At 58.5% G+C, this 25,429-nt stretch carries 17 protein-coding genes and 5 pseudogenes; 8 read left to right on the top strand and 14 right to left on the bottom strand.

What is annotated here, in order from left to right; genetic code table 11:
• The coding region (locus B4968_RS03520; protein WP_139792563.1) for a COX15/CtaA family protein at positions 1-656 on the top strand (656 nt) is incomplete at its 5' end.
• A gap of 3 nt (positions 657-659) precedes the next feature.
• Entirely contained in the window at positions 660-2,129 is a 1,470-nt protein-coding gene (locus B4968_RS03515; protein ID WP_083096651.1) for a carboxypeptidase M32, read from the top strand.
• A gap of 92 nt (positions 2,130-2,221) precedes the next feature.
• Here B4968_RS03515 and B4968_RS03510 read toward each other — a convergent pair whose 3' ends face one another.
• Positions 2,222-2,572 carry a DUF6614 family protein gene (locus B4968_RS03510; RefSeq protein ID WP_083096649.1) on the bottom strand — a complete coding sequence of 117 codons (351 nt, stop codon included), beginning with the start codon at positions 2,570-2,572 and terminating at the stop codon, positions 2,222-2,224.
• Positions 2,573-2,686: 114 nt separating this feature from the next.
• On the opposite strand from B4968_RS03510, the gene B4968_RS03505 reads away from it, so the two are divergent.
• A complete protein-coding gene (locus tag B4968_RS03505) occupies positions 2,687-3,541 on the top strand; it encodes a DUF4034 domain-containing protein (RefSeq protein ID WP_083096647.1) in 855 nt (284 codons plus the stop codon).
• Positions 3,542-3,718: 177 nt separating this feature from the next.
• Positions 3,719-4,396, top strand: coding sequence for a hypothetical protein (locus tag B4968_RS03500; RefSeq protein WP_139792562.1), 678 nt, complete (start codon positions 3,719-3,721; stop codon positions 4,394-4,396).
• A 31-nt stretch (positions 4,397-4,427) separates the two neighbouring features.
• Here the strand turns inward: B4968_RS03500 and gyrA are convergent.
• Positions 4,428-7,165 (bottom strand): annotated as a pseudogene (gyrA, locus tag B4968_RS03495) (DNA gyrase subunit A).
• Positions 7,166-7,350: 185 nt separating this feature from the next.
• On the opposite strand from gyrA, the gene B4968_RS03490 reads away from it, so the two are divergent.
• Positions 7,351-7,620, top strand: a complete 270-nt coding sequence (locus B4968_RS03490; RefSeq protein ID WP_083096641.1) for an usg protein — start codon at positions 7,351-7,353, stop codon at positions 7,618-7,620.
• A 128-nt stretch (positions 7,621-7,748) separates the two neighbouring features.
• Here the strand turns inward: B4968_RS03490 and B4968_RS03485 are convergent, their stop codons facing one another.
• The gene (locus B4968_RS03485; protein ID WP_083096638.1) at positions 7,749-8,702 is read right to left on the bottom strand and encodes a radical SAM protein; all 954 of its coding nucleotides are present in this window, start codon (positions 8,700-8,702) and stop codon (positions 7,749-7,751) included.
• Between the two features lie 144 nt (positions 8,703-8,846).
• On the opposite strand from B4968_RS03485, the gene zwf reads away from it, so the two are divergent.
• The 3 genes and pseudogenes from zwf to pgl all read left to right on the top strand — a co-directional run bounded on the left by zwf (position 8,847) and on the right by pgl (position 11,004).
• On the top strand, positions 8,847-10,064 hold the full coding sequence (gene zwf, locus B4968_RS03480) for a glucose-6-phosphate dehydrogenase (RefSeq protein WP_420916453.1): 1,218 nt from the start codon (positions 8,847-8,849) through the stop codon (positions 10,062-10,064).
• Positions 10,039-10,335 (top strand): hypothetical protein, encoded by a 297-nt coding sequence (locus B4968_RS26020; RefSeq protein WP_420916452.1) that lies wholly within the window; start codon positions 10,039-10,041, stop codon positions 10,333-10,335. Before zwf ends, B4968_RS26020 begins: the two co-directional genes overlap by 26 nt.
• A pseudogene (pgl, locus tag B4968_RS03475) lies at positions 10,332-11,004 on the top strand (6-phosphogluconolactonase). Before B4968_RS26020 ends, pgl begins: the two are co-directional and overlap by 4 nt.
• A gap of 154 nt (positions 11,005-11,158) precedes the next feature.
• Here pgl and B4968_RS03470 read toward each other — a convergent pair.
• The 11 genes and pseudogenes from B4968_RS03470 to B4968_RS03420 all read right to left on the bottom strand — a co-directional run bounded on the left by B4968_RS03470 (position 11,159) and on the right by B4968_RS03420 (position 25,322).
• A complete protein-coding gene (locus tag B4968_RS03470; protein ID WP_083096659.1) occupies positions 11,159-11,638 on the bottom strand; it encodes an acyl-CoA thioesterase in 480 nt (159 codons plus the stop codon).
• A 217-nt stretch (positions 11,639-11,855) separates the two neighbouring features.
• Positions 11,856-12,683, bottom strand: coding sequence for a uroporphyrinogen-III C-methyltransferase (gene cobA / locus B4968_RS03465; RefSeq protein ID WP_139792561.1), 828 nt, complete (start codon positions 12,681-12,683; stop codon positions 11,856-11,858).
• Between the two features lie 175 nt (positions 12,684-12,858).
• On the bottom strand, positions 12,859-13,800 hold the full coding sequence (locus B4968_RS03460; RefSeq protein WP_083096633.1) for a glycosyl transferase family protein: 942 nt from the start codon (positions 13,798-13,800) through the stop codon (positions 12,859-12,861).
• A complete protein-coding gene (locus B4968_RS03455; RefSeq protein WP_083096630.1) occupies positions 13,797-16,376 on the bottom strand; it encodes a nitrate reductase in 2,580 nt (859 codons plus the stop codon). The genes B4968_RS03460 and B4968_RS03455 overlap by 4 nt, the downstream gene beginning before the upstream one ends.
• Positions 16,373-16,706 (bottom strand): annotated as a pseudogene (gene nirD / locus B4968_RS03450) (nitrite reductase small subunit NirD). The gene B4968_RS03455 and the pseudogene nirD overlap by 4 nt, the downstream one beginning before the upstream one ends.
• Positions 16,703-19,128 (bottom strand): annotated as a pseudogene (gene nirB, locus B4968_RS03445) (nitrite reductase large subunit NirB). The pseudogenes nirD and nirB overlap by 4 nt, the downstream one beginning before the upstream one ends.
• 3 nt (positions 19,129-19,131) lie before the next feature.
• Entirely contained in the window at positions 19,132-20,793 is a 1,662-nt protein-coding gene (locus B4968_RS03440; RefSeq protein WP_083096628.1) for an ABC transporter ATP-binding protein, read from the bottom strand.
• A gap of 21 nt (positions 20,794-20,814) precedes the next feature.
• A complete protein-coding gene (locus B4968_RS03435; protein WP_083096626.1) occupies positions 20,815-21,888 on the bottom strand; it encodes an ABC transporter permease in 1,074 nt (357 codons plus the stop codon).
• A 74-nt stretch (positions 21,889-21,962) separates the two neighbouring features.
• A pseudogene (locus B4968_RS03430) lies at positions 21,963-23,214 on the bottom strand (CmpA/NrtA family ABC transporter substrate-binding protein).
• Between the two features lie 336 nt (positions 23,215-23,550).
• Positions 23,551-24,741 carry a CmpA/NrtA family ABC transporter substrate-binding protein gene (locus B4968_RS03425; RefSeq protein WP_083096623.1) on the bottom strand — a complete coding sequence of 397 codons (1,191 nt, stop codon included), beginning with the start codon at positions 24,739-24,741 and terminating at the stop codon, positions 23,551-23,553.
• Positions 24,738-25,322 carry an ANTAR domain-containing response regulator gene (locus B4968_RS03420; protein WP_083096621.1) on the bottom strand — a complete coding sequence of 195 codons (585 nt, stop codon included), beginning with the start codon at positions 25,320-25,322 and terminating at the stop codon, positions 24,738-24,740. Before B4968_RS03420 ends, B4968_RS03425 begins: the two co-directional genes overlap by 4 nt.
• Between the last annotated feature and the right edge of the window lie 107 nt (positions 25,323-25,429).

The raw sequence follows: 25,429 nt of genomic DNA, 5'->3' as shown, positions 1-25,429 counted from the left end.
TTGGCTGGTGGATGGTGTCCTCGGGCGTCACCCAGGGCGAAGGCATGACCTCGGTCGCCTCCTACCGGCTGGCAACGCATCTGGGGCTGGCCTTTGTCATTCTCGGCTTCATCGCCTGGTATGTATATCATCTGGGGCGCTCTGAGCGGGATCTGATGCAGGCCCGCCGCGCCAAAGAAGCCAAGATCTTTGGGCTCTCCACCGGGATGTTGCATTTTGCCTTTTTGCAAATCCTGCTGGGGGCCTTGGTCGCGGGCATTGACGCGGGCCGCTCTTATACCGACTGGCCCCTTATGGGGGGGCAGATTATGCCACCAAACCCGCTGATGATCGAACCCTTGTGGAAGAACTTCTTTGAAAACCCCGGTCTGGTTCAGTTTATTCACCGGGTCTGCGGCTATCTTCTGTTCGCCTTTGGTGTTGTCGTCTGGCTGAAAGGGCGGGCCTCGGCGCATCAAACGACCCGCAGCGCCTTTAATATGATCTTTGCGGTTTTGTCGCTACAGATCCTGCTTGGGGTTATGACCGTGCTCTATGCAGCACCCTGGCAGGCGGCCATCCTGCACCAATTGGTCGCGGTCGTTTTGTGGGTTGCCATCCTGCGCGGCCGCTTTCTTGCGGCATACCCCGTTTCAACTTCGATTAAGGACCATTGATCCATGAGCACATTTGACACTCTGATGGCCTATGAGCGTGACACGCAGGCCCTGGGACAGATCGCCGGGCGTCTTGGATGGGACCAGGAAACAATGATGCCGCGTGGTGCCGCCCCGCAACGGGGTGAGGAAATGGCGGCTATTGAGGCCGTGCTGCATGCCCGCCGCTCGGACCCAAAGGTGGCTGAATGGCTCGAAACGGCTGAGGCCCCGGATGAGGCTGGCGCCGCCCAGCTGCGCGAGATCAAGCGCAGATATGAGCGCACGGTCAAGGCGCCGGCCGATCTGGCCCGCCGCATTGCCCGCGTGACATCAGAAGCGCAGGGCAAATGGGCCGCTGCCCGTGCCGATGAGGATGTCGCCGCTTTTCTGCCCGTGTTGCAAGAGGTTGTCGCTCTCAAGCGCGAAGAAGGTCAGGCACTGGCAGCCGGTGGCGATCTGTATGACGCCATGGTCGAGGACTATGAGCACGGCACAACCGCAGCCGAAATCGCGGCCATCTTTGACGCCATGCGCCCCGGACTGGTGGATCTGCGCGCACGGGTATTGGACAGGCCTGCTCCAAAAGCGCTGCAGGGGGCCTTTGCCGAAGGCGCGCAGATGAAACTGACGCGCAAGCTGGCCAAGGCCTTTGGCTATGATATGAGCCACGGTCGGGTCGACAAGGCGGTGCATCCCTTTAGTTCGGGCAGTGGTCTGGATGTGCGCATCACCACCCGCACCAGCGAGCATGACCCGTTCAATTGTTTTTACTCGACAATTCACGAGGTTGGCCACGCCGCCTATGAACAGGGCATCAGTCGCGACTACCTGCTGACACCTTTGGGTAGCGGGGTGTCCATGGGCGTGCACGAGAGCCAGAGCCGGATTTATGAAAACCAGATCGGCCGCGGCGAGGCCTTTACCAGCTGGCTCTATGATGAGATGCGCGCGGGTTTTGGTGACTTTGGTATCCCGGACGCTGAGAGCTTTTACAAGGCCGTGAACACGGTGCACAAAGGCTATATCCGGACCGAAGCCGATGAGCTGCAGTACAATCTGCACATCATGTTACGGTTTGATCTGGAGCGGGCCCTGATGGCCGGTGATCTTGAGGTTTCTGATCTGGAATCCGCCTGGAATGACCGTTTTGAGGCTGATTTCGGCTATGCCGTGGACAAGCCCTCAAACGGGTGTCTGCAGGATGTGCACTGGTCCGTGGGGCTGTTTGGCTATTTCCCGACCTATGCGTTGGGCAATGTCTATGCCGGCTGTCTGAACCAGAAAATGCGCGCCGATCTTTCGGGCCTAGATACGGAACTGGCCATGGGCAATACCGCCTCGGCCACTGGCTGGCTGCGCGAAAACCTGCAGCAATATGGCGGTTTGCGCAGCCCGCACGCCACCATTGCCCAGGCTGCCGGCTTTGCGCCCAGTCCTGCGCCGCTGATGCAGTACCTCGACGAGAAATTCAGCCGCCTTTACGATCTGTAAGCCTAAGGCACACGGGCAAAGACAAAAGGCCGGGCAATTGCCCGGCCTTTTTGATGTCATCTGCCGCCTTTGGGCTCATCTGGGTGAAACGGTCAGATCAAGGCCATGCGCTCGGCGCGTTCTGGATCCGGGAAGGGGCGGAAAAGGCCAAATTCTGCATTGGCAATCAAGGTGTTCACATTGCGGTACAGCCGTGCGACCTCTTCATTATCTTCCCCCAACACCCGGAAAGCATTATCCATTTGAGTGAGATCTTTGAACTCGATCTCCAACAGAAAGTCGCGGCAGTTGTCGCTGGCAAGGTTCAGTTTACGACGCAGAAGGCGATGCCCCTGAACGACGCCGCGCTCTTTCAGATAGGCCATCCATTGATCAACAGCTCCGGCAAAAGCCAGAGCTTTGGTCTCATTATGTATGTCGATGGCGCAATGATAAAGGTTCATGAAAGGATCCTGCCAAAATTGTGGGCGTTTGAGATGCAGACTAAGCAAAAAAAACCTTAGGTTCCGTTAAAGCCGCCGTGAATACTGCCTGTAAAATCGCCTGTGTTTTTTAGGATGTGGTCACAATTTTGCTCTCCTTTAAGGGTATTAGGTGCCAAAGATATTGCCACTAAACGAGAGTATTTGATTTTGAGACTTCTTTTGACTGCCGGTTTTCTGACCGTCTTTGCCCTACAGGCCTGGGCCGACACACCTGCGCTGACCCCTGCGCTGACACGTGACGAGATCCGCATACTGGCCTATGATGGTGACCATGCCACGTTGGAGAGGCGGCTCGTCATTGAGAGTGATAAGTCTCTGGAAGGAAACAAGGATTTCTCCAGTCTTCGCGACCTGATGTATGCCTTTGAAGCAAGTGATCCGAGAATGGTGTCCTTTATCGAGACTTGGGTGAACGCGCAGCCGACTTCCAGCTATGCGCAAACCGCGCGCAGCCTGTCGCTTAGTCGTGGTGCCTGGGCCATTCGCGGTGAAAAGTTCGCCAAATTTGTGCATCCCCAGGCCCTGGCGATACATGGACGCATGATCCAGGAGGCGATTTCTCACGCGCGTTTAGCCGTGGCGCTTGATCCCGATTTCATTCCGGCCTCGGATGCGGTTTTGAACCAAAGCGCAACGTCATGGGACAAAAATGAGATCATAAATGTGCTCGACGCTGTAATGCAGCGCCATCCAAATTGGAAAAGTCTCGAAAAATCTCTTGGTATGGCCCATCAGGGATATGGCGGGAGCGCAGATATGCTGGCCACTCTTTTCCAGACTTACGCGCGTCTCCTGGCTGAAACGGATGTAGACCTGAATATGCGCTGTCTCTACGCGGGGCTTACGAGTTACTATTTTTCCGACAGTTATGATGCACGGCAAGCCCTTCAATCCATTGCTGAACAGGATCCCGCGTTGGACTATTAACGCGCCAACAGCATGACAAGTCGGCACGTCAGCCACACACGAAGTGAGGCGGACGTCGCATTTATCCGCAACGTAATATTGCAGCAGGCCTGGCTACGAACATCTCTGGTGACGCGGTTTGACAGTGCCTTTAGCGCCGGGTCGGGGAACACGCGACTGGCAGATGAAATTGCCATTGTGAAATTCGACGAGATAAAGGAAAGGCTGAAGCATGACCCGTTCAATACCGCGTTGATGGGCCTTGCTGAGACTGGGTTGCGCCTGAAATCACGCACAGGGTCGGACCGCATGACTGCGGATGAATTTTCCAGGCTTAGAAAAGCAGTCAATAAAGACTTCGCCTTTCGCCGGATTGTGGCCGCCCCCTTTTCGGAAGACAATTGGAACAGCTATGGCCGACAGCAATTCGACTTCGCGCACCCCGAAAGCGTGTTCTGGAGTGATCCATACTACCAGAATGGTGTGGTGTATTCTGGCGATCAGAATCGGGCACTTTTCGGGTATCTGGGCAAAAAAGTTCATCAACTGTCGATGTTGGAAGACGTGATGAACCAGGCGGATCACCCTGAAATTTTGCCATGGAAGCAATATGCGGCGTCGTTTGATCGCAGTCAGCTGCTAAATTGCCCCTTCTTGCGGGCCTATCGGCTACTTGAGGCGAGTTGCGCGCAAAATCAGGGCCGCGGCTATTGCAGTGACGAGGATCTTGCTCCCTTTGCGCCGCAGCTGGAGCTGGCGCAGGCAGATAAGAGCTGCGGGTATCTAGAGGGGCAAAGCCTGCAGGAGTTGGCCTTTAAGCCAGTGGAGATTGATCTGTCCTACGACCCTCAGGAGCATTGGCCGGGTGTTGAATAAGACCGGCCAATGCTCTTGGGTTAAACAGAGATCACTCTTCGGTTGCCTCGTCTTCTTCGCCGCTTTCGGCAATCCAGGCGACCGAAACCACCTCTTCGCCTTTGCCGGTGTTGAAGACACGCACCCCACCAGCAGAGCGCGAGCGGAAGGAGATGCCCGCAACAGGAACCCGGATCGACTGGCCCTTTGAGGTGGCCAACATGATCTGGTCTCCCAGCTCAACAGGGAAGGTGGCGACAATTTCGCCGCCCTTCATCGCGCCCACACCCTGTCCGCCACGGCCACTGACCCGGTAGTCATGCGCCGAAGTTAGATTGCCGGCACCAGGTTTGTTGATGGTGACCAGCAGGTCATTGGCTGCCAGCATTTCCTTATAGCGGTTTCTGACAGTGCGCCCTCTTCGACCTCTTCAGTAGCCTCAGTTGCAGTCTCGTCTTCCGAGATGTCACTGCCCAGCTCCGAGCGGAACCGCTTGATAAAGGCGCCGCGCTCCCAGGGTTCGGCATCAAAGTGGCGGATCACCGACATCGACACGACCTCGGCGCCATCGCCCAGCTTGATACCGCGCACCCCAACCGAGTTGCGGCTGTTAAAGACCCGCACATCGGTGGTTGGGAAGCGAATGGCACGGCCAGTGCTGGTGACCAGCATCACGTCGTCCTCTTCGGAACAGATGCGGGCATCTATCAGCTTGGTGTCGGCGTGCTCTTCTTCGAACTTCATGGCGATCTTGCCGTTGGATTTCACATTTGTGAAGTCTGACAGACGGTTACGGCGCACAGTTCCGGCAGATGTGGCAAAGACAATCTGCAGATCGGCCCACTCATCGTCGGGGCGATCCACTGGCATGATGGCGGCAATCGAGACACCGGTTGGGATCGGCAGGATATTGACAATCGCCTTGCCCTTGCCGGTGCGGCTCGACTGCGGCAGGCGCCAGGTCTTGAGCTTGTAGACCATACCATCGGTGGTGAAGAACAACAGCTGGGTATGGGTATTGGCAACAAAGAGGTTGGTGACGACATCCTCTTCTTTTGTCTGCATACCCGAGATGCCCTTGCCGCCGCGTTTTTGCGCCCGGAAATCGCCCAAAGGTGTGCGTTTGATGTAGCCACCAGAGGTGACGGTCACCACCATGTCCTCACGCTCGATCAGGTCTTCGTCGTCCATGTCACCGGACCAGTCAACGATCTGGGTGCGGCGCGGCACCGCGAATTGCTCGCGGACTTCGCGCAGCTCATCGCAGATGATGCCCATGATGCGCTCACGCGAGGACAGGATTTCAAGGTATTCCTTGATCTTGCTCGCGAGGTCTTCCAGCTCATCGGTGACTTCTTTGACGCCGATCTGGGTCAGTCGCTGCAGCCGCAGCTCCAGAATGGCGCGGGCCTGAGTCTCGGACAGGTTATAGGTGCCGTCTTCATTGGCGGTATGGGTCGGATCATCAATCAGCGCGATATATTGCAGGATCGGCTGCGCAGGCCAGCGCCGGGTCATCAGCTTGACACGCGCCTCGGCCGCATCGGCGGATTGGCGGATGGTGGCGACGATCTCGTCGATATTGGTGACAGCCACGGCCAGACCACACAAGACATGACTGCGTTCGCGCGCCTTGCGCAAAAGATAGGCGGTGCGTCGCGCCACCACGTCTTCGCGGAAATCAATAAAGGAGGTCAGAAAGCGGCGCAGCGTCAGCTGTTCGGGCCGCCCACCATTGAGCGCCAGCATGTTGCAGCCAAAATAGGTCTGCATCGGGGTAAAGCGGAACAATTGGTTCAGCACCACCTCAGGCGTGGCGTCGCGCTTGAGCTCAACAACAACCCGCACGCCGTTGCGGTCGGATTCATCCTGCACATGTGCGACACCTTCGATGCGCTTGTCGCGCACCTGTTCGGCGATCTTTTCGATCATTGACGCCTTGTTGACCTGATAGGGAATCTCATCAACAACAATGGCATAGCGGTCTTTGCGGATCTCTTCGACGCGGGTCTTGGAGCGAATGATGACGCTGCCACGGCCCTCAAGATAGGCTTTGCGGGCGCCAGAACGGCCCAGCATGATGGCACCGGTGGGGAAATCCGGACCCGGCACATAGTCAATGAGCTGTTCACTGGTGAGGTCAGGATCATCAATCAGAGCCAGGGTGGCATCAATCACCTCACCCAGGTTATGGGGCGGGATGTTGGTGGCCATGCCAACCGCAATACCGCCGGCACCATTGACCAGCATATTGGGGAAACGCGCCGGCAGAACGGTAGGTTCGCGGTCTTTGCCGTCGTAGTTGTCCTGAAAGTCGACCGTCTCTTTTTCAATATCGGCCAGCATAAAGGCGGCCGGCTTGTCCATGCGTACCTCGGTGTAACGCATGGCGGCGGCATTATCGCCGTCCATCGAGCCAAAGTTGCCCTGACCGTCGAGCAGCGGCAGCGACATAGAGAAGTCCTGCGCCATACGCACCAGTGCGTCATAGATCGCGCTGTCGCCATGCGGGTGGTATTTACCCATGACATCGCCAACGGGACGTGCGGATTTCCGGTAGGATTTATCATGCGAATTGCCGGTCTCATGCATGGCATAAAGAATGCGGCGATGCACCGGTTTCAACCCGTCGCGCAGGTCAGGAATGGCCCGGCTGACGATGACGGACATCGCATAGTCCAGATAGGAGGTCTTCATCTCCGCTTCGATGGAGACTGAAGGGCCATCATAAGTGTACCGCTGAGGAAGGTTTTCTTCAGCGTTGTCAGGAGTTTCCGGCGTATCTGTCACGTTGGCTGCCCGTTCTTTTCTATGGGTCTATATGTTGTGTGGGTACCCTATCAGACAGGGCATATAGGGCGCAAGCAAGCTGCAGGATTTGCTCGGATTTCTCTGCAAAATAGGCCAGTTTGGCTGGGGTTAACCTATTTGGTGCTAGGCTTTGGGTCAGGGGGGCTTTCAAAAGGAGGTCTACTATGGAGATGAGCAGCACCGAGATGATGCTGAAGGGCTATGGCCTGACCACGGCTGAGTTTACCTATCACATGCCCGATCACGCACATGTTCTGAATACCTATGTCTGGCAAGACTACGATCTGGCCCCGGACCACGCGCGCCTGTTCGGGTTTATCGAATTCTGGCAGCGCGAGCTGGACGGCCCGCTTCATTCTGTCCGCTTTAGTCATCGTAAAATGATTGGCCCGGGCGCGTGGCGCAACGTCAAAGGCATCTTGAACCTGCATTGAGGTCGCGCACGTCTGCCGTGATTAGACCTGTAATGCGCGCCTTTGATCTGTGCCCTTGATCAGCGCATTCTCATAGGTGTTAAGCGCACACTGGGGCACGGGAGGCAGGGACGGTCAGGCAGGGATGATCAGGCAGAACAGCTGGCGCCCCCAAGAACGCAAAATTTGGCGCAATGGGGGTGGTTCAACTGTACTGGCGCTTCGGCCTCGGCCAGGGTTGCACCCAGTTCAAACTCTGCCGCATAGGGCAGCAGGGTACAGGCCAGAACCGCAGGCGACTGCGCGCCTTTGCGCTTTACCACCATGCGGGAGGAGGCGCACATTACGTCATTGGGAGATTTGTCCAAAATCCCCCAGCAGGCGGTGGTGATTTCCGGCACTTCGACGCTCTCGTCCATTTCGGGGAACAAAACGGTCTGGCCGGGGTGCTGCGCGTCGATGTCAAAGCCATTGTCGCGGTAGAGATCCGCAAATCCGGCGCGCGAGACCTGTTCGCTTTCACCCCAAAGGGTCCGCCCGGCCACCGTCATGCGGATCCCTGCATCGCGCAGCCAGCGCATCCCCATAAGGGTTTTGTCAAAGCTGCCCTTGCCGCGTTCGGCGTCATGCTGGGGGGCGGTGAAGTGATCCAATGAGACGCGCAGGGTCATTTTTCCAGGGTACGCGGCTTCAAGCTCTTGCAGACCGGCGCGCATGGATTTGCGCATCATGGGCAGCATGGCATTTGTCAAAATGAGAACGTCAAACCCCCGCGCCAGAGCGGCGCGGCTCATGGCAATCATTTGCGGGTTCATAAAGGGCTCACCACCGGTAAACCCTATCTCGCGGATGGGCCAATTGCGCTCGGTGATCTGGTCGAGATATGAGGTGACCTCGGGCGCGCTCAGGTAGACCAGCGCGTCATTGGTCGGGGAGCTGAGAATATAGCAATTCTCGCACTCGATATTGCACAGGGTGCCGGTGTTAAACCACAGGGTCTCGGGGTTGGTCAGGGCCACAGAGGCCCGTTCCGAGCCGTCTGCTGTTACCAAACTGTCTTGAAATTTCCCGACATTGGCACCTGGAACGGGTAGATCTTTCACGCTTATGCACTCTCAGACAGTTTCTTTCGCTAGAAGCTAGCTTATAATAGCGGAAAATGAAAAGCCGCCTCCTGTCGTTATGACAGGGAAGTGATGCTGCGGGTCCCAGAACAGGGGCGCCGTCGTTACAGGAAGTTGAAAAAAATGGTATCGCGTGTCATTCCGGTCGACCCTTTCGATCTGGTGATTTTTGGAGCCACGGGCGACTTGGCGCAGCGCAAAATTCTTCCTGCGCTGTTTCGCCGGTTTTGTGCCGGGCAAATCCCCGAGGGCACGCTCATCATCGGCGCTGCCCGCTCTGGACTGTCGAGCGCAGAGTTTCGGGAGGTGCTGGCGCAGAATTTGCAGCATGTTCTGGATCCCGAGATCTGTAGTCCGGCCCAACTGGCCGGTTTTTTGCAAATCGTCTCTTATGTGCCGCTTGACGGCAAGACAGAGACAGGCTGGGGCGCCCTGTGTGAGATTCTGTGCGGGGGCCAGGCAGGTGCTGCAGCCGACCGGGTGCAGGTGTTCTATTTCTCTGTTGGCCCCGCGCTTTTTGGCCCGCTGGCAGAGCGGCTTCACAGCTATGGTCTGACCAATGCCACCACACGCATCGTGGTTGAGAAACCCTTTGGCCATGACCGGGCCTCAGCCCGCGCGCTCAACCAGACACTGGCCAGCCATTTTGACGAGGGGCAAATCTACCGGATTGATCACTATCTCGGCAAAGAAACCGTGCAAAACCTGATGGCGGTGCGCTTTGGCAATATGCTGTTTGAGCCGCTGTGGAACAGTCAGTATGTCGACCATATCCAGATCACCGTCGCTGAGACTGTTGGGGTTTTGGGGCGCGAGGATTATTACGAGCGCTCCGGTGCCATGCGCGATATGATGCAGAACCATCTGATGCAATTGTTGTGCCTGATTGCGATGGAACCACCGGCGAAATTCGACCCAGACGCGGTGCGAGACGAAAAACTAAAGGTGATCCGCGCGCTTGATCCGGTTGAGCCCTACCATATCGTGCGCGGTCAGTACGCCTCACCGCAGCAGGCCGGGAATGAAGATGTCAATTACCGTGAAACAGTAGGAAATCAAAGGTCTAGCACCGAAAGCTATATCGCCCTCAAGGCCCATATCAGCAATTGGCGGTGGGCTGGCACGCCGTTCTATCTGCGCACAGGCAAACGGCTCAAGGCGCGCTCCTCGGTGATCAATGTCATGTTCAAGGATGCGCCGCACTCGATTTTTGGCGAGGAGGCCGGTCGGCATGCCAACCACCTGAAGATCCGGCTGCAACCAAACGAGGGCATCACGCTGAGCGTGACATATCAAGGAGCCCGGACCGGGGGGGATGCGCCTGATGGATGTGCCGCTTGATATGAGCTTTGCCGAGGCCCTGGGCCGCAAAGGAGGTGATCCTGCCGATGCCTATGAACGCCTGATCATGGATGTGGTGCGCGGCAACCAGACCCTGTTCATGCGCGGCGACGAAGTGGAGGCGGCCTGGGGATGGACCGACCCGATCATTGCCGGCTGGCAGGCCCGGGGCGATGTGCCCAAACCCTATGAAAGCGGCAGCACCGGACCCGGTGATGCTGATTTGCTAATGCGGCGCGATCAGCGCGAATGGAGAGGGATAAACCCATGAAATTCAACGAATACCCAGACCGCGATATGTTAGCGGTCGAGGTCGCCAGCGAGATTGCAGGTAATTTGGAAATGCATCTTCTGCACCATGAAACCGCCTCTTTGGCGGTGGCAGGCGGCACCACCCCTGCGCCGATTTTTGACGATCTCTGCGCCGCTGATATTGCCTGGGACCGGGTGCATGTGATGGCCACCGATGAACGTTGGGTGCCGCTTGAGAGCGCGCGGATCAAACGGGCGTATGATCCGCGAGAGACTGCTGACGGATCGGGCTGCTGCGGCGCGCTTTTTGCCCTTTCACGTGCCTGCGCGTGATCCCGAAGAGGTTCTGGCGGAAATTGAGGCTCAGATCATACCCGAGTTGCCGCTGTCAGTGGTCCTGCTCGGAATGGGAGAGGATATGCATACGGCGTCCCTGTTTCCTGGCGCAGCAGGGCTGGGCGCGGCGCTGGCCTCTGGTGCGCCGGTTCTGTCTGTTTTTCGCCCCGACAGCCAGCCTGAGGCGCGTATTAGCCTGTCGGCCCCAATCCTCGATGGCGCCCTGTCTAAACACCTGGTTATTTATGGCGAATCCAAGAAAAAAGCGCTGTATCACGCGCTGCCTTTGCCGCCCGAACAGGCGCCTGTCCAGGCGGTGCTCACGGCCATTACGGTGCACTGGGCACCGTAACCGGGTTCACTGCGAGACAGGTTTTGTCAGACAAGTTTTGTCAGACAGATTTTATCAGGCAGATTTTATCAGGCAGGTTTTATCAGGCAGGTTTTATCAGGCAGGCATTCCAGGGCATTGCAGCGCCCAAGAACGCCCAGCATAGCGCGCGGCCTTAGTCCTGATCGGGGCGGGCGCCGTCAATGTCAATGAATTGCTGTTTCAGCGTCTCTGGCAGCGGATAGCCCGCGCTGCCATCAGGACTGCGCAGCACCATGACCGCCTCAAGCGTGGCACGTAGCCCTCCTGACCAGATTTGTTGCTCCATAACATAGGATGTGTTGCGAAAGGCAATGACCCGGGCCGTGGTGATATAGGGCTCATCCAGTACCATTTCGCGCCTGTAGTGGACATTGGCATTTCGCAGCACCGAACGCGGCGCAGGAAGGCCGTTAAAGTGCTTGGCACAAAGCCGGTCAAAATACGAAACACGGGCGGTCTCAAACCAGCCCAGATAGGCCTTGTTGTTGACATGACGCAAAATATCCAGTTCGGAGAACCGAACACGGTCAGCCAGCGCCATAGGTTTCGCCTGATCAAGGCCTTGCGAGATTTGTTCGCTTGCGGTGAGCGGGGTAAGATATCGTAATTCCATGCCCCTGCGGTAGACCAGGAACAGGGCTAAACGCAAGGTGATTGCCACATGTGTAAGGCGGATGCGTTACGTTTGCTAACGGTGTCGCTGCACAGCCCCGTGTGTTCAGGCCCGTGCTTTCAACTCCGTGATTTCAGCCCTCTGCCTTCATGTCCACCTTTGCAGCTGGCTCAGCAGCGCGCCTTTGGGACTCAGGATCCGGCGCGACATGGTCTCGTTAAACAGGTGCCAATTTGACCTGTTCCGTTGTTGCATGTTCCAACCTCTTGTCGGCGTCGGGCGCGGTATGCGGCGTGCTATGGGGGCGGGTCAGGAACAGGATTGCCGGGTTCGAGATTGATTGACTTTTGATCGTCTCCATCAGTGTAGAGGCGCGACACTGGGCGATCACCTGATCACACTGCTGCGCCCGCGACACGATATCAATGGAGACCTGGTCCTCCAGGTCGGCCTCAATCAGCGCCTGGGCGATCTTTGAGGCTGAGCCGACCCCCATGTAGCCCGCGACACGTGTGCCCGGCTGCAGCGATGACATCCAATCGAGCGGCTTGCCTGCGGTTTGTGACTGCCCGGTCGCCAACACCAATCTGTCGCAGGTGCCGCGCTCGGTCAGGAACCCGCCAAGGGCTGCCGAGGCTGCGCTGGCGGCTGTCACGCCCGGGACAATTTCATACGGAATGCCAGCCGCACTCAAGGCGTCAACCTCCTCGGCGCCGCGGGCAAAAACCCCGGGATCGCCACATTTCAGACGCACCACCCGCTTTCCCTGCCGGGCTACGGCAACCAGTGCGTCTGAAATCTTGTCTTGCGGCCAGTGATGACAACCCGGAGCCTTGCCGACATAGATCCGCTCGGCCCCCCGTCTGGCGAGATCCAGAACTGCGGGATCAATCAAACGGTCATAAAAGATCACATCCGCCTGCTGCAGGCGCTGAACGCCACGCAGAGTAATGAGATCTGTTGACCCGGGACCGGCGCCAACAAGGGCAACAGAGCCTGGGGCTTCCAACCCGCTGTTGGCGGTCTCAACCGAGGTTTTGATCATGTTTGCCGTGGCGCGCGAATGTCGCTGCGTATTGATCTGCCGCGAAACCCGTGCAAACAACCCGGGCCATGGGGCCTGCCAGACACCCGCTGCGAATTGGCGCTGATGCCTGCCCGCAGGCGTTCGGCCATGAGGGAACTTTGGTCTTGCAGCTGCAAAAACAGTGGAAAAGTAATCATCCCGTTCTCCGTGATTGAGACTGGCGGTGGTGCCAGAGCTCGGTTGCCAGTGTAGTTGCCTCTTCCAGTGTCGGCGCGGCTTTTAGCGTCCAAAGCGCCAATGCGGCGGTGCCTGTGATTGTGGCGGTCGCAAAGGGATCTTCGACTGAGCCGCTCCAGATTGACGCAATATCAAAGGCGAGGTCCGTGTCGTGCAGGCGACGGGTCTCGTTCAGCATCGCAGGTGCGGCCTCGTTCAGCTCCTGGCCGGACCGGAGGCCAAAAACAGCTGTCTTTTTTGCTGGGTGACGCTCGAACTCACCGCCACCTCCCTTGATCACTGTCAGATTCTGGTCCCCCAACAAAGCAGCTGCCCGGGACTGCAAGCCGCGATAGGACGGGTGAAACACACCCTGAACCGAGCCCCGCGCCGCCATTGGGTTCCACATCCGCAGCACAGTGTTGATGCAACTGCGCAACCCAAAGGTATCGCGCAACTTTAGCAGATCAAACGCAGCCGTACTGAGCTGCTCCAGCGGATAATACGTCAGCCCATCGCCCTCAAGCTGCAGCTTTTCCAAGGTTGCGCGCAGATCTGCAGCACCGGCTTGATGTGAGTTCCATCCATGCAGCGCCACGCTATACCCCGCCTGTGCCACCAGTTTTGCCGCCAGGGCAAAAAACGGCGCACCCCGCGTGCGCCCCGCCGCGTAGCAGGGCCAGTCGAGATCCGCGACCGCAAGCGGCGCACAAGAGGCGCGCAAGGCTGCTGTGAAGCCTGCGATCTCGGTATCCGCCTCACCGCGCAGGCGCAAAACCATCAGTAAGGCACCAATCGCCTCCGGTTCTGCTGTGCCCGAGAGGATCAGCGTCATCGCCTCCTGCGCCTCTTGCAGGTTCAAGGCACGGGCACGGCCCTTGCCCCGGGCAACAATGCGGACATAGGGCGCCAGTGTCATTCTGCAGCCATGGGCATTTGCGCATGCTTCAACAGGTTCGAGAGCTCGGGCTTGCAGGAGCCGCAACTTGTGCCGGCACAGGTGGCCGCACTGAGCGCCTCTATGCTGGTAGCACCTGCAGAAATGGCCTGACGCAGGGTGTTGATGCCGACGTTCATGCAGGCGCAGATCGTGGCACCAGGGTCGGGCTGGTCGGCTCCGGCGCGCCCGGCAAGCGCCTGCAGGGCCGGGGTGGCGGTGCCGATCAACGACACCGCAAAACTACGGGCCAGCGCAACAGGGGCCGGGCTTGCGAAAAACAGCCCCACCAGGGTTGGGCCTTCATAAAACGCCAGTCGGGTGAGCTGACCATTGGGATCCTGCATCTGCGAGACATCGCAGGGCCCCACATTCAGCAGCGCGCGCGCATGGTCCGGCCAGTTCTGCGGCAACTCGGTCCCGGCGAATTCGCCCTGCCAGCCTGTCAAAGACCGCGCGACCGCGCCATAGGCGCCATCCGGGCGCAGCGCATATTTTGACGCGGCAAAGCCAAACCATGTGGCGTCAAACCTGCGCACAGAGACCGCAGAGACCTTTGATGCGGGTTGCCCCGAGACGCGATCCACCACAGGCGGGGTCAAGGCGTTCACCCAGCCCGCACTGCTCTGCTGCCGGGTCCAGTGCATCGGCGCAAACAGCTGTCCTTTTGCTGTGCGCTCGGTGATCAGGGCCCGCAGCACAGATTTCCCATAGGGGTTCTGGACGTCCACAAGGTCGCCAGATTTGATCATCGCACCTGCGGCGTCATCGGGATGCATCTCAACATAGGGTTCGGCCAGATGGGCGCCAAGGCGGGGGGATTTGCCGCTGCGCGTCATGGTGTGCCACTGGTCTCGATTGCGTCCGGTGTTGAGCGAGAGCGCCGCGCGCTGCACGGGCGTGGGGGCACAGACTGCCAACATGCGGCCCTTCCCGTCGGGGTGATAAAACTGACCCTTGGAGAAGAAGCGTTGCTCATTGCGGGGCCACTGCGTCGGGATCAGGTTGGCGTAGTCGGCATCGGCAAAGATGCTGAGATCCAGATCGCGGCAAAAATCCGGAGTGGCTGCCGAAAGCGCCACGTATTCGGCAAAAATCTCGGCTGGGGAGGCATAGTCAAATGCCGCCTTCCAGCCCATGCGCGCGGCGAGATCGCAAATGATCTGCCAGTCAGCCCGGGCCGCTCCGGGAGCAGGCAAAAAGGCACGCTGGCGCGAGATACGGCGCTCGGAGTTGGTGACGGTGCCGTCCTTTTCGCCCCAGCCTGTGGCGGGCAGCAAAACATGCGCCAGATCGCCCGTATCCGTCCGCTCCATAATGTCGGAGACAACCACAAACGGAACCGAGGCAATGGCTTGGGCAACGCCATCTGCATCGGGCAAGCTGACGGCGGGGTTGGTGGAGATGACCCAAAGTGCTTTGATTTTGCCCGAGGCACAGGCCTGAAACAGGTCGACGGCCTTTAACCCTGGCTGGGTGCAGATGGTCGGGCTTTGCCAGAATTCCTGCACGCTGGCGCGATGATCGGGGTTTTCAATGTCGAGATGGTTGGCAAGCATATTGGCCATACCGCCGACCTCGCGTCCCCCCATGGCGTTGGGCTGGCCGGTTACCGAGAACGGTCCGCAGCCAGGCCTGCCAATGCGCCCGGTGGCGAGATGGCAATTCAGGATGGCGTTGACCTTGTCGGTGCCACAGGCAGATTGGTTGACGCCCTGCGAATAGACCGTGACGACCTTTTCCGTGCGCGCCCAAAGCGTATAAAACTGGTCCAGCTCTTGCTGCGACAGGCCACTCTCCAGTGGCTCTCCCAAACGCGCCTGCTCCACGGCGGATTGGCTGCCAGAGATGTGGTTTTGCAGGTAGTCGTGATCAAGGCTGCCTGTGTCGGCCAAATGGGCCAGAAGCCCGTTGAAAAGAGCAATGTCGCCGTCGGGCGCAATCCGCAGATGCTGGTCGGCAAGGGCGGTTGTTGCGGTTTTGCGCGGGTCGAGATTGACGATCCGCATCTCTGGACGCCGCTCTTTTGCAGCCGCAATTCGTTGATGCAACACCGGATGACACCAGGCCAGATTGGACCCCACCAGCACGATGAGATCGGCCTCTTCCAGATCGGCATAGGTGCCGGGCACCGTGTCAGTGCCGAAGGCCCGTTTATGGCCAGCCACCGAGGATGCCATGCAAAGTCTTGAGTTGGTGTCGATATTTGCCGCCCCTATGAAGCCCTTCATCAGTTTATTGGCAACATAGTAGTCTTCAGTCAGCAACTGCCCCGAGACATAGAACGCCACGCTGTCAGGGCCGTGGTCGCGGATGGCGGCGCTGAATTTATCCGCCATCAGATCAAGGCTCTCGTCCCAGCTGGCGACACGCCCGTGGATCTGAGGTTCCAGCAGACGCCCCTCAAGATCGATGGTTTCGCCCAGCGCTGACCCTTTTGAGCAGAGCCTGCCAAAATTTGCCGGATGCTCTGGGTCGCCCTTGATGGTGCCGTCGGCCCCCGCCAGAACGCCGCAGCCAACACCGCAGTAGGGACAGACCGTCCGCGTCAGGCTCATGCCGGGGTCCTTTGCATCAGGAACGCCGCATCGAGATAGATACGGCCCTCTGCGACCTTTGCAGGATAGGTTGCGACCTGGCCCTCGTCGGCGCCCTGGACCGTGCCTGTTTCCAGCGAAATGACCCAGTTGTGCAGCGGACAGGTGACTGCGCTGCCATGCACAATCCCATCGGCCAGGGGGCCCTTTTTGTGCGGACAGGCGTTATCGAGCGCATATGTCGTCTGCGGCGGTGCGAAACACGGCCACGCAGCCATGGGCGGTTTTGACCAGGCGGGCGCCGCGTTGGGGCACAGCATCAAGCGCTGCAACGTCGATCCAGGTGCTCATTCTGCGGCCTCCAGGGTGAGGGTGGTAAGGGGCTCATAGGGGGCTGATTTGACAACATGTTCTGCCCAGGGGTCCTTGCGGTAGATGCTCTGCGACAGCTCGAACCGCGCAACCAGAGCTGCGCGGATTTCAAGATCAGCCACTTGCTGCTGGATCCACTCCCGCCCGACCTTGTCCATCCATTTGTAGATGCGATCGAGATATTTGGCGTTCTCGCGGTAGGACTGCGTCACCGCCTTGACCACATCCATCACCTCTTCTTCGGTAGGCACCTGACAGAGCAGCGTGGTTTCGCGAACGTCCATGCCGGCCGCACCCCCGATGCTGATCTGATAGCCGCTGTCGACGCAGACGATGCCAATGTCCTTGCAGGTCGCCTCGGCGCAGTTGCGCGGACAGCCCGACACGCCAAGCTTGAGCTTATGCGGCGTCCAGGATCCCCACAGCGTCTTTTCCAGCTTGATGCCAAGACCAGTGCTGTCCTGGGTGCCAAAGCGGCAATGATCGGTGCCGACGCAGGTCTTCACCGTGCGCAGCCCCTTTGAATAGGCGTGACCCGAGACCATGCCGGCCTTGTTGAGGTCATCCCAGATGGCAGGCAGATCTTCGCCCTTTACGCCCAAAAGATCGATGCGCTGGCCGCCGGTGACCTTGACGGTTGGGACCGCAAATTTGTCCGCAGCATCAGCAATGGCGCGCAGCTCATCCGGGGTGGTGATGCCGCCCCACATGCGTGGTACAACGCTGAATGTGCCGTCTTTCTGGATATTTGCGTGTTTGCGCTCGTTGACAAAACGGCTTTGCGGATCATCCTGATACTGCTGCGGCCAGTCGGCCAGCAGATAGAAATTCAGCGCCGGGCGGCAGATGTGGCAACCGCAGGATGTTTTCCAGCCGCAGGCCTGCCAGACCGCTGGCATAGAGTGCAGGTTCTGGCTTTTGATCATGCGCCGCACGTCTTCATGTGTCATATCGGTGCAGCACAGATGCCCTGCGCGGTGGGCATGACAAAGTCATCGCCTAGCGTCACCGCCAAAACCTGCTCGACCAGTCCGGTGCAGGTACCACAGGAGCCCGAGGCCTTGGTTGTGGCGCGTATCGCGCCGAGGTCGGTGGCACCTGCGGCGATGGCGTCTTCGATCTGTCCTTTGCAAATGCCGTTGCAGCCACAGATTTCCGCATCACGCGGTAAGGCTGCAACGGCTAAGAGCGGGTCCAAGGCACCCCCTCCCTGATAAGCCGGGCCAAAGATCAGCGTATCGCGCATCTCGGATATATCTGTCTTGTCGCGGATCAGGCCGAAGAACCAGTTGCTGTCCGTGGTGTCGCCATACATTACTGCACCTATGATGCAGTCGTCTTCGATCACCAGACGGCGATAGACGCCGCGCGCGGGGTCGCGAAACACGATGTCCTCGCGGCCCTCACCGCTCGCAAAGTCACCGGCGCTGAACAGATCACAGCCGGTGACCTTTAGTTTTGTAGACAGCTCTTTTGGTGTGAAAACAGCCGGTTGCTCCATCAGGGTCTCGGCGACAACCTTTGCCTGATCATAGAGCGGCGCCACCAGGCCAAAGAGCTGGCCGTCGAATTCCACACATTCGCCAACGGCAAAGATATCCGGGTCAGAGGTCTGCAGCTGGGCGCCAACCTCAACGCCGCGCGCAACCTCAAGGCCCGCGTCCGTGGCCAGCCGGGTCTCGGGGCGAATGCCGACGGGCATGACCACAAGATCAGCCTCCAGCCCTTCGTTGCCCTCCAGAAGGACGCCTTCGACCTTATCCTCGCCGAGAATAGCCGCAGTCGACGCACGGCATTTCACGGTGATGCCGCGCTTTTCCAGATCGCGGCGCAGCAAAAAACCGGCTGCTTCGTCAAGCTGGCGTTCCATCAGGTGGCCCATCAGGTGCAGCACGGTGACATCCATCCCCCTTTCTGCCAGACCCGCCGCAGCCTCAAGCCCCAGCAAGCCGCCCCCAATCACCACGGCCGTACCGCCTTTTTCAGCGGCCTCGATCATGGCATTGGTGTCATCGAGATCGCGATAGTAGATCACACCGGGCAGATCCTTACCCTGCACCGGAATGATGAAGGGAGCCGAGCCGGTGGCGATCAGCAGTTTGTCATAGGCGACGGTGCCCTGGCTGCTGGTCACAGTTTTGGCTGCGCGGTCGATGGCGGTGACATGGGTGCCAAAGTGGCAGGTTACCGCGTTTTCCTCGTACCAATCCGCATCATGGGTGACGATATCCTCATAGGATTTGTCCCCCGACAGGACCGGTGACAACATGATGCGGTTATAGTTGCCGCGTCCCTCGGCGTTGAACAGGGTAACGTCAAAATCGGCCTTTGCCTCGAAGAGGTGCTCCAGCACGCGGCCTGACGCCATGCCCGCACCGATAACAACAAGTTTCTGGGTCATGTCTTACTCCGCCGCAATGGTTGTGGGTTTCGGTTTTGGCTTGGCGCCGTGCTCATATACCTCAAGGAAGCTCAGCACTTCGGCGCGATAGGTGTAGTAGTCCGGATGCTCCAGCAGCGCTTTGCGGGTGCGGGGCCGGGGCAGGTTGACCTCGGTAATCTTGCCAATTGTTGCCTGCGGCCCGTTGGTCATCATCACCACGCGATCCGCCAGCAAAATGGCCTCATCGACGTCATGGGTGACACAGACTGCCGTGACCTTGGTGCGCGACCAGACCTCCATCAGGACCTCCTGCAGCTCCCAGCGGGTGAGGCTGTCGAGCATGCCAAAAGGTTCATCAAGCAACAGCAGTTTGGGCGACAGGGCAAAGGCACGGGCAATGCCGACGCGCTGGCGCATGCCGTTGGACATCGAGGAGGCCTGTTTGTCCATGCTGTCCGCAAGGCCGACCCGTTCAAGGTAGTATTCGATCACATCCTGACGCTCGGCCTGCGAGGCGTTGGGGTAGACCTTGGCGACCCCGATGGCGACGTTTTCCTTGGCCGTCAGCCAGGGGAAAAGGTTCGGCGACTGAAAGACAACGGCTCGCTCCGGGTTGGCGCCCTCAATATGTTTGCCATCCAGCCGGATCGCGCCTTTTGAGATCGGGTTGAGACCCGCAGCCATCGTGAGAACCGTGGATTTGCCGCAGCCAGAATGGCCAATCAGGCTGATAAACTCGCCCTTGTTGACCTTTAGCTCAAAATCTTCGACCACAGTGAGCGGCCCCTTTGGGGTTGGGTAGACCTTATGAAGCTGTGAGAACACCAGATAGCGTTCGGCCAGGGTGCCTTTTTGTGCCGCTGATAGCGCCGCCGGAACACCGTGGATCGGAGTGGCATCGGGCAGGCGACGGGTCTCTTCGATTTTTGACGCAATACCAACATCCATCAGGTATTTGGTGACCTTTGCCCGCAGGGCTTTAAAGACCGCATCGTCATTCATCGCACTGCGATCCCGTGGGCGCGGGATGTTGACGGTGACAGGAGCCGCAAGTGTTCCGTCAGGGTTCAGCGGGATGATACGGTCGGCCAGAAAGATGGCCTCGTCCTCGTCATTGGTGATCAGAATGCAGGTTTTCTTATCCGTCTCCCAAATGTCGAGGATTTCATCGGCAAGATTGGCCCGCGTCAGGGCGTCCAACGCACTCAGTGGCTCGTCCAGCAGCAGCATTTCAGGACTCATCGCCAGAGCCCGCGCAACAGAGACGCGCTGACGCATGCCGCCTGACAGCTCGGCCGGGCCGCGGGCGGTGGCGTGGGACAGGCCGACCATGCCGACATAGTGGTCGATCTTGGCTTGCCGTTCTGGTTTTGACAGGTTTGGAAAAACCGCATCCACCGCAAGGCCCACATTGCCGCCCACTGTCAGCCAGGGCATGAGGGAGTAGCTCTGAAACACCAGTCCGCGGTCGGGGCCGGGGCCGGTGATCGGCTGGCCCTTGAAGGTGACAGTGCCGCTATCGGGGCTTTCCAGCCCGGCTATGAGGTTCATCAGGGTGGATTTGCCGCTGCCGGAAAACCCGAGGATCGCCACGAACTCGCCGTCTTCGACCTCGAGGTCAATGCCATTGAGGACGTCGATGCGACTGGTGCCCTGGCCAAAGCTTTTGGAAGACGTTTTCAAATTTAAGAATGCTCATGGGTCTCACCGGTTTTCTGTAAAGGTGAACATGGATTGCAGCGCGAACATCACGCGGTCGAGCAGGAAGCCGATGATCCCGATGGTAAAGACCGCGACCATGATTTTGGCCAGCGACTGGGATGAGCCGTTCTGGAACTCATCCCAGACAAATTTCCCAAGACCGGGGTTCAGCGCCAGCATCTCAGCCGCGATCAGCACCATCCAGCCCACACCCAGCGACAGCCGCAGCCCGGTAAAGATCAGTGGCAGCGCCGAGGGCAGTACCAGTTTGGTGATCTTGGCATAGGTGCTCATCTTCAGGACCTTGGAGACGCTGACCAGATCTTTGTCGATCGAAGACACCCCGAGGGAGGTATTGATCAGCGTTGGCCAGAGAGAGCACAGCGTCACGGTGATGGCCGAGACCAGGAAGGATTTGGAGAACATGCCGTCATTGGTGGCATAGACTGCGGAGACGACCATGGTCACAATCGGCAACCAGGCCAGTGGGCTGACGGGTTTAAAGATCTGAATAATCGGATTGATCGCCGCATTGGGGGTGGGCGAAAGCCCCGCCATGATTCCCCGCGGCATAGCAATCAATGACCCGGTCAGAAAGCCCAAGAAGACCGTTTTGATCGAGGTCCAGATCTGTTGGTAATAGGTTGGTTTGCCAGTGTAGGTCCGACTGCGGACCTTGTCGGATTTGCCATCGGCAATCAGTTTGGCGTTGCGTATCTCCTGGCGGTCATAAAAGGCGGCGGCCTTTTCCCGCTCACGCACAGCGTCAGCGTTGAGACTGATGGCCTGTTGCCAGACCTGTACCGGACCAGGGATCGCCCCAAGAGAGGTCTGTACTGTCGGCGCAAGGGCGGCCCAGGCGCCAACAAAGATGCCTATCGCCAGCAGTGGTACGCCCAGCAGGCGCCAGATCTCAGACATTTGCGCCCGGGGGTTATCCCCGGCGGCGGCTTTCAGAACCGGGGTCAGCCAGGCCAGCCCAAGCACCTGGAACCAGGCATCTGCCTTGTTAATACGCGTGAAAAGGCGGGCGCGACGGGCTTCTGAGGCGAGGGTATCTGGGTCAATGGCAGTCATTGCAGGGCCTTTGATCTGGAGGAGAGTGCAAATAAGGTGCCCGCCGCAGCGTGAGATGCAGCGGGCAGGGGGGGTTAGTTCAGGATTTCAGACCCAGAGACGGTCTGAGTGCCCTTGAGGCCGATTGGCAGGCTTTCGAGATAGGCATTTGGGGTGCGCCCGTCGTAGCCAATGCCGTCGATAATATCCGCCGCCGGGGTAGGTGCCTTAAAGCCATCGCTGTCCCAGGGGAAGTCGGCCTCATTGGCCAGATCTTCATCGACCAGCATGCGGGCCGCCTGCAGATAGATGTCGGGGCGATAGACAGATTTTGCCGTGTCAAAGAACCATTCATCCGATTTTGCTTCGGCAATCTGGCCCCAACGGCGCATCTGGCTCAGATACCAAATGGCGTCAGAGTAAAACGGATATGTGGCGTTATAGCGGAAGAACACATTAAAGTCGGGGACTTCGCGGATGTCGCCCTTCTCATATTCAAAGGTGCCGGTCATGGAGTTGGCAATAACCGCCTGATCAGCGCCAACATATTCGGACCTGGACAGGATTTCCACGGCTTCACCACGGTTGGCGTTGTCGTTCTCATCCAGCCAAATTGCCGCCCGGATCAGTGCCTTTGTCAGCGCAATCGTGGTGTTGGGGTTTTCCTCGGTGAATTCTGCCGAGAGACCAAATACCTTTTCAGGGTTGTTCTTCCACAGCTCATAGTCTGTCACCACCGGCACGCCGATGCCTTTGAACACGGCCTGCTGGTTCCAGGGCTCGCAAACGCAATAGCCATGGATGGTGCCAGCTTCCATTGTTGACGGCATTGGTGGCGGCGGTGTCACGCTGAGAAAGACATCTGCTCCGATCTGGCCGCGGACGTCTGTCGGCGAATAATAGCCGGGCTGCAACCCGCCGGCCGCAAGCCAGTAGCGCAGCTCGTAGTTGGTGGGTTGAGACCGGAAACACCATGCCCATCTTAAAGGCCTCGCCCTTGTCTTTGTAGCTTTCAACCACAGGCACCAGGGCGCTGGCGCTGATCGGGTGTTGCGGGCGGACATCTGCCATCTTGGGGATGTTTGGCTTCATCTGCTCCCAGATCTCATTGGACACCGTGATGCCGTTGCCATTCAGATCCATTGAGAAGGGCGTTACAATGTGGGCTTTGGTGCCATAGCCGATGGTCGCGGCCAGCGGCTGACCAGCCAGCATATGGGCGCCGTCAAGCTGTCCGTCGATCACACCGTCCAGCAGGACTTTCCAGTTTGCCTGCGCTTCCAGCGTGACAAACAGCCCTTCGTCCTCAAAGTAGCCGTTTTCATAGGCAATGGCCAAAGGAGCCATATCGGTGAGTTTAATGAACCCAAAGGTGAGTTCGTCTTTTTCGAGATCCAGCATCTCGGCCATCACCGGGCTGGCGCAGAACGCGGTGGATGCAAAAAGGCATTTGAGAGTGTTCATTTGGTTGGTCCCTCTAAAAACACAAAAGCCGCACGATTGACGCATGCGGGAGGAGGTGCATGCACAATCGAGCGGCTTTGCTCTTGAATTCCTTGGTAGACAGCGTTGTCGACCTGGCGGGGCATCGTTGCCTTGATTTGATATTGGCGGTGTTATCTGATGAGCTCTAGCAAAAGCAGACCCTGTCGGAGTGATTTTTTGCTGCAATGCAGCATATGCTCAATTTTCGAGCAAAACTGGCGCATCAAAGTCGAAAAACGCGCCACTAAAAAATCTGTCGGGGCCAAGAATCATTTCCCCCAGACGAGACGCGACTGCTGTTGGCACCAGCATTGCCCCCTCCACTTTTTCCGAGGCGCGCGGCAGATCAACGCCAGTTTGCGCCAGAGCCTCGCGGTAGAGGTCGGTGCGGAAACAGGCGCTCGCGGTCTTGCGCCCGGCCTCGTGACTCAACCCGTGCCATTGGGTCAGCATGTCAGAAATCCAGCAGCCCTGACTGCGCCAGGGGAAGTTTGCGCAGCCCTGGTGGAACCTGAGAAAGCGATCAGTTTTCTTCGGGGCCTCACCGGTTTTTGTAATGATCTGGCCGGTCAGCGCCGGATCAATGGCATGATCGGGCAGGTCCAGATGCTGACTGCGGGCCAGAATACTGACGGCAAGTGGCGTGTTCTCCGGCTGGTCCAGCCAGCTGGCGGCTTTTGTAAGCGCCCGTATCATGGCTCTGCACAGACCGGGGTTTTGCACCACCCAGGCGTGGCGGGCGCCAAGCACTTTTTCCGGGGCAAGTTGCCAGATGCTGGCGCCCGGCAGGATCAGCGTCGCATCGCTTTGCTGCACTGCAACCGTACCCCAGGGCTCCCCAACGCAAAACATGTCCAGCGCGCCATCTCTTACGGCCTCGGCCATTTGTGACGGGGGGACCGTTACGATCTCAATCCGGTCGGGATGAAAACCTTCGGCCTGCGACAGCCAGGTTTCAAGCAACATGCGGTGCATGGAGAACGGAAACGGCACGCCGATGCGGATCCGCTTGCTGCTGGCGGCAAACAGCGCCTTTGAGGTGGATTGCGGCGCCGCAAAGCTGTTGCTCCAGCCCGTTGCCTGCATCTGGCGGTCCAGTTCGGCCGAAATGCCGACGACAGTGCCATTGACCGACAGGACCATCAGCGCATCAACGCGCGTGGCCATGCCGCCAAGCCCCAAAGACATAGCCACCGGCATAGGCGACAGCATATGTGCAAAATCTATATGGCCAAAGGCCAGCCTGTCGCGCAGCGCCGACCAGGACGGCTGTTTGATCAGCTCAAGATCAAGCCCCTCCTGGGTGGCAAAGCTCAGCTCTTTGGCGATGATCAGGGGCGCGCAATCCACAAGTGGCAGGTAGCCGCATTGAACCTGTGTCAGCTTCATTGCAACAACTCCGCAGCGGTGACGAGGGCGGTTGCAACATCGATCACCTTGCGCCCCTGGTCCATCGCCGTTTTGCGCAACAGGCTATAGGCTTCATCCTCGGAAATATTGCGCGCCCGGATCAAAATCCCTTTTGCCCGGTCAATGGTTTTCCGGTCCGACAGAGCCTGTTTGGCAGCGGTGAGTTCCGACTGCATCTTTGTGATCATGCGAAAACGGGCAATCGCCGTTTCTATCACGGGCTTGATGCGATCCATCTGCAGACCGTTCACCACATAGGCGCTGAGCCCGGCCGAAATGGCCGCCTGTGTCATAGTCTCATCTGAATGATCTACAAACATGGCGACCGGCCTGCTTTTCGCGTTCGACACCAGGCTCACATGTTCAAGCGTGTCACGGTCAGGGTTTGCCAGATCGATCAGGATGATATCGGGATCTTGCTGCTTGAGCGAGCGCTCCATCGCGGCAGCGGACGCAAGAACGGTGACGTCCTGCCAGCCACCCTCCTTGAGCGCGGCAAGGATTTCGCAGGCCTTTGATTGGTCAGGCTCGACCACCAGTATTTTCAATTCTGTATGCACGTTGTTGTGCTTGCCGCACCTGTCCCAAAAAATCTATGCCCAAGGGCCGCACCCCCCAAGGCCTGGCCTCAGTGCTTGGCGAAAGGGCTGTTTTCGCACTAATAGCC

It is taken from the genome of Pseudophaeobacter leonis, assembly GCF_002087335.1.
GTDB lineage: Bacteria > Pseudomonadota > Alphaproteobacteria > Rhodobacterales > Rhodobacteraceae > Pseudophaeobacter > Pseudophaeobacter leonis.
This window is presented reverse-complemented; position numbering and strand designations above follow the sequence as displayed.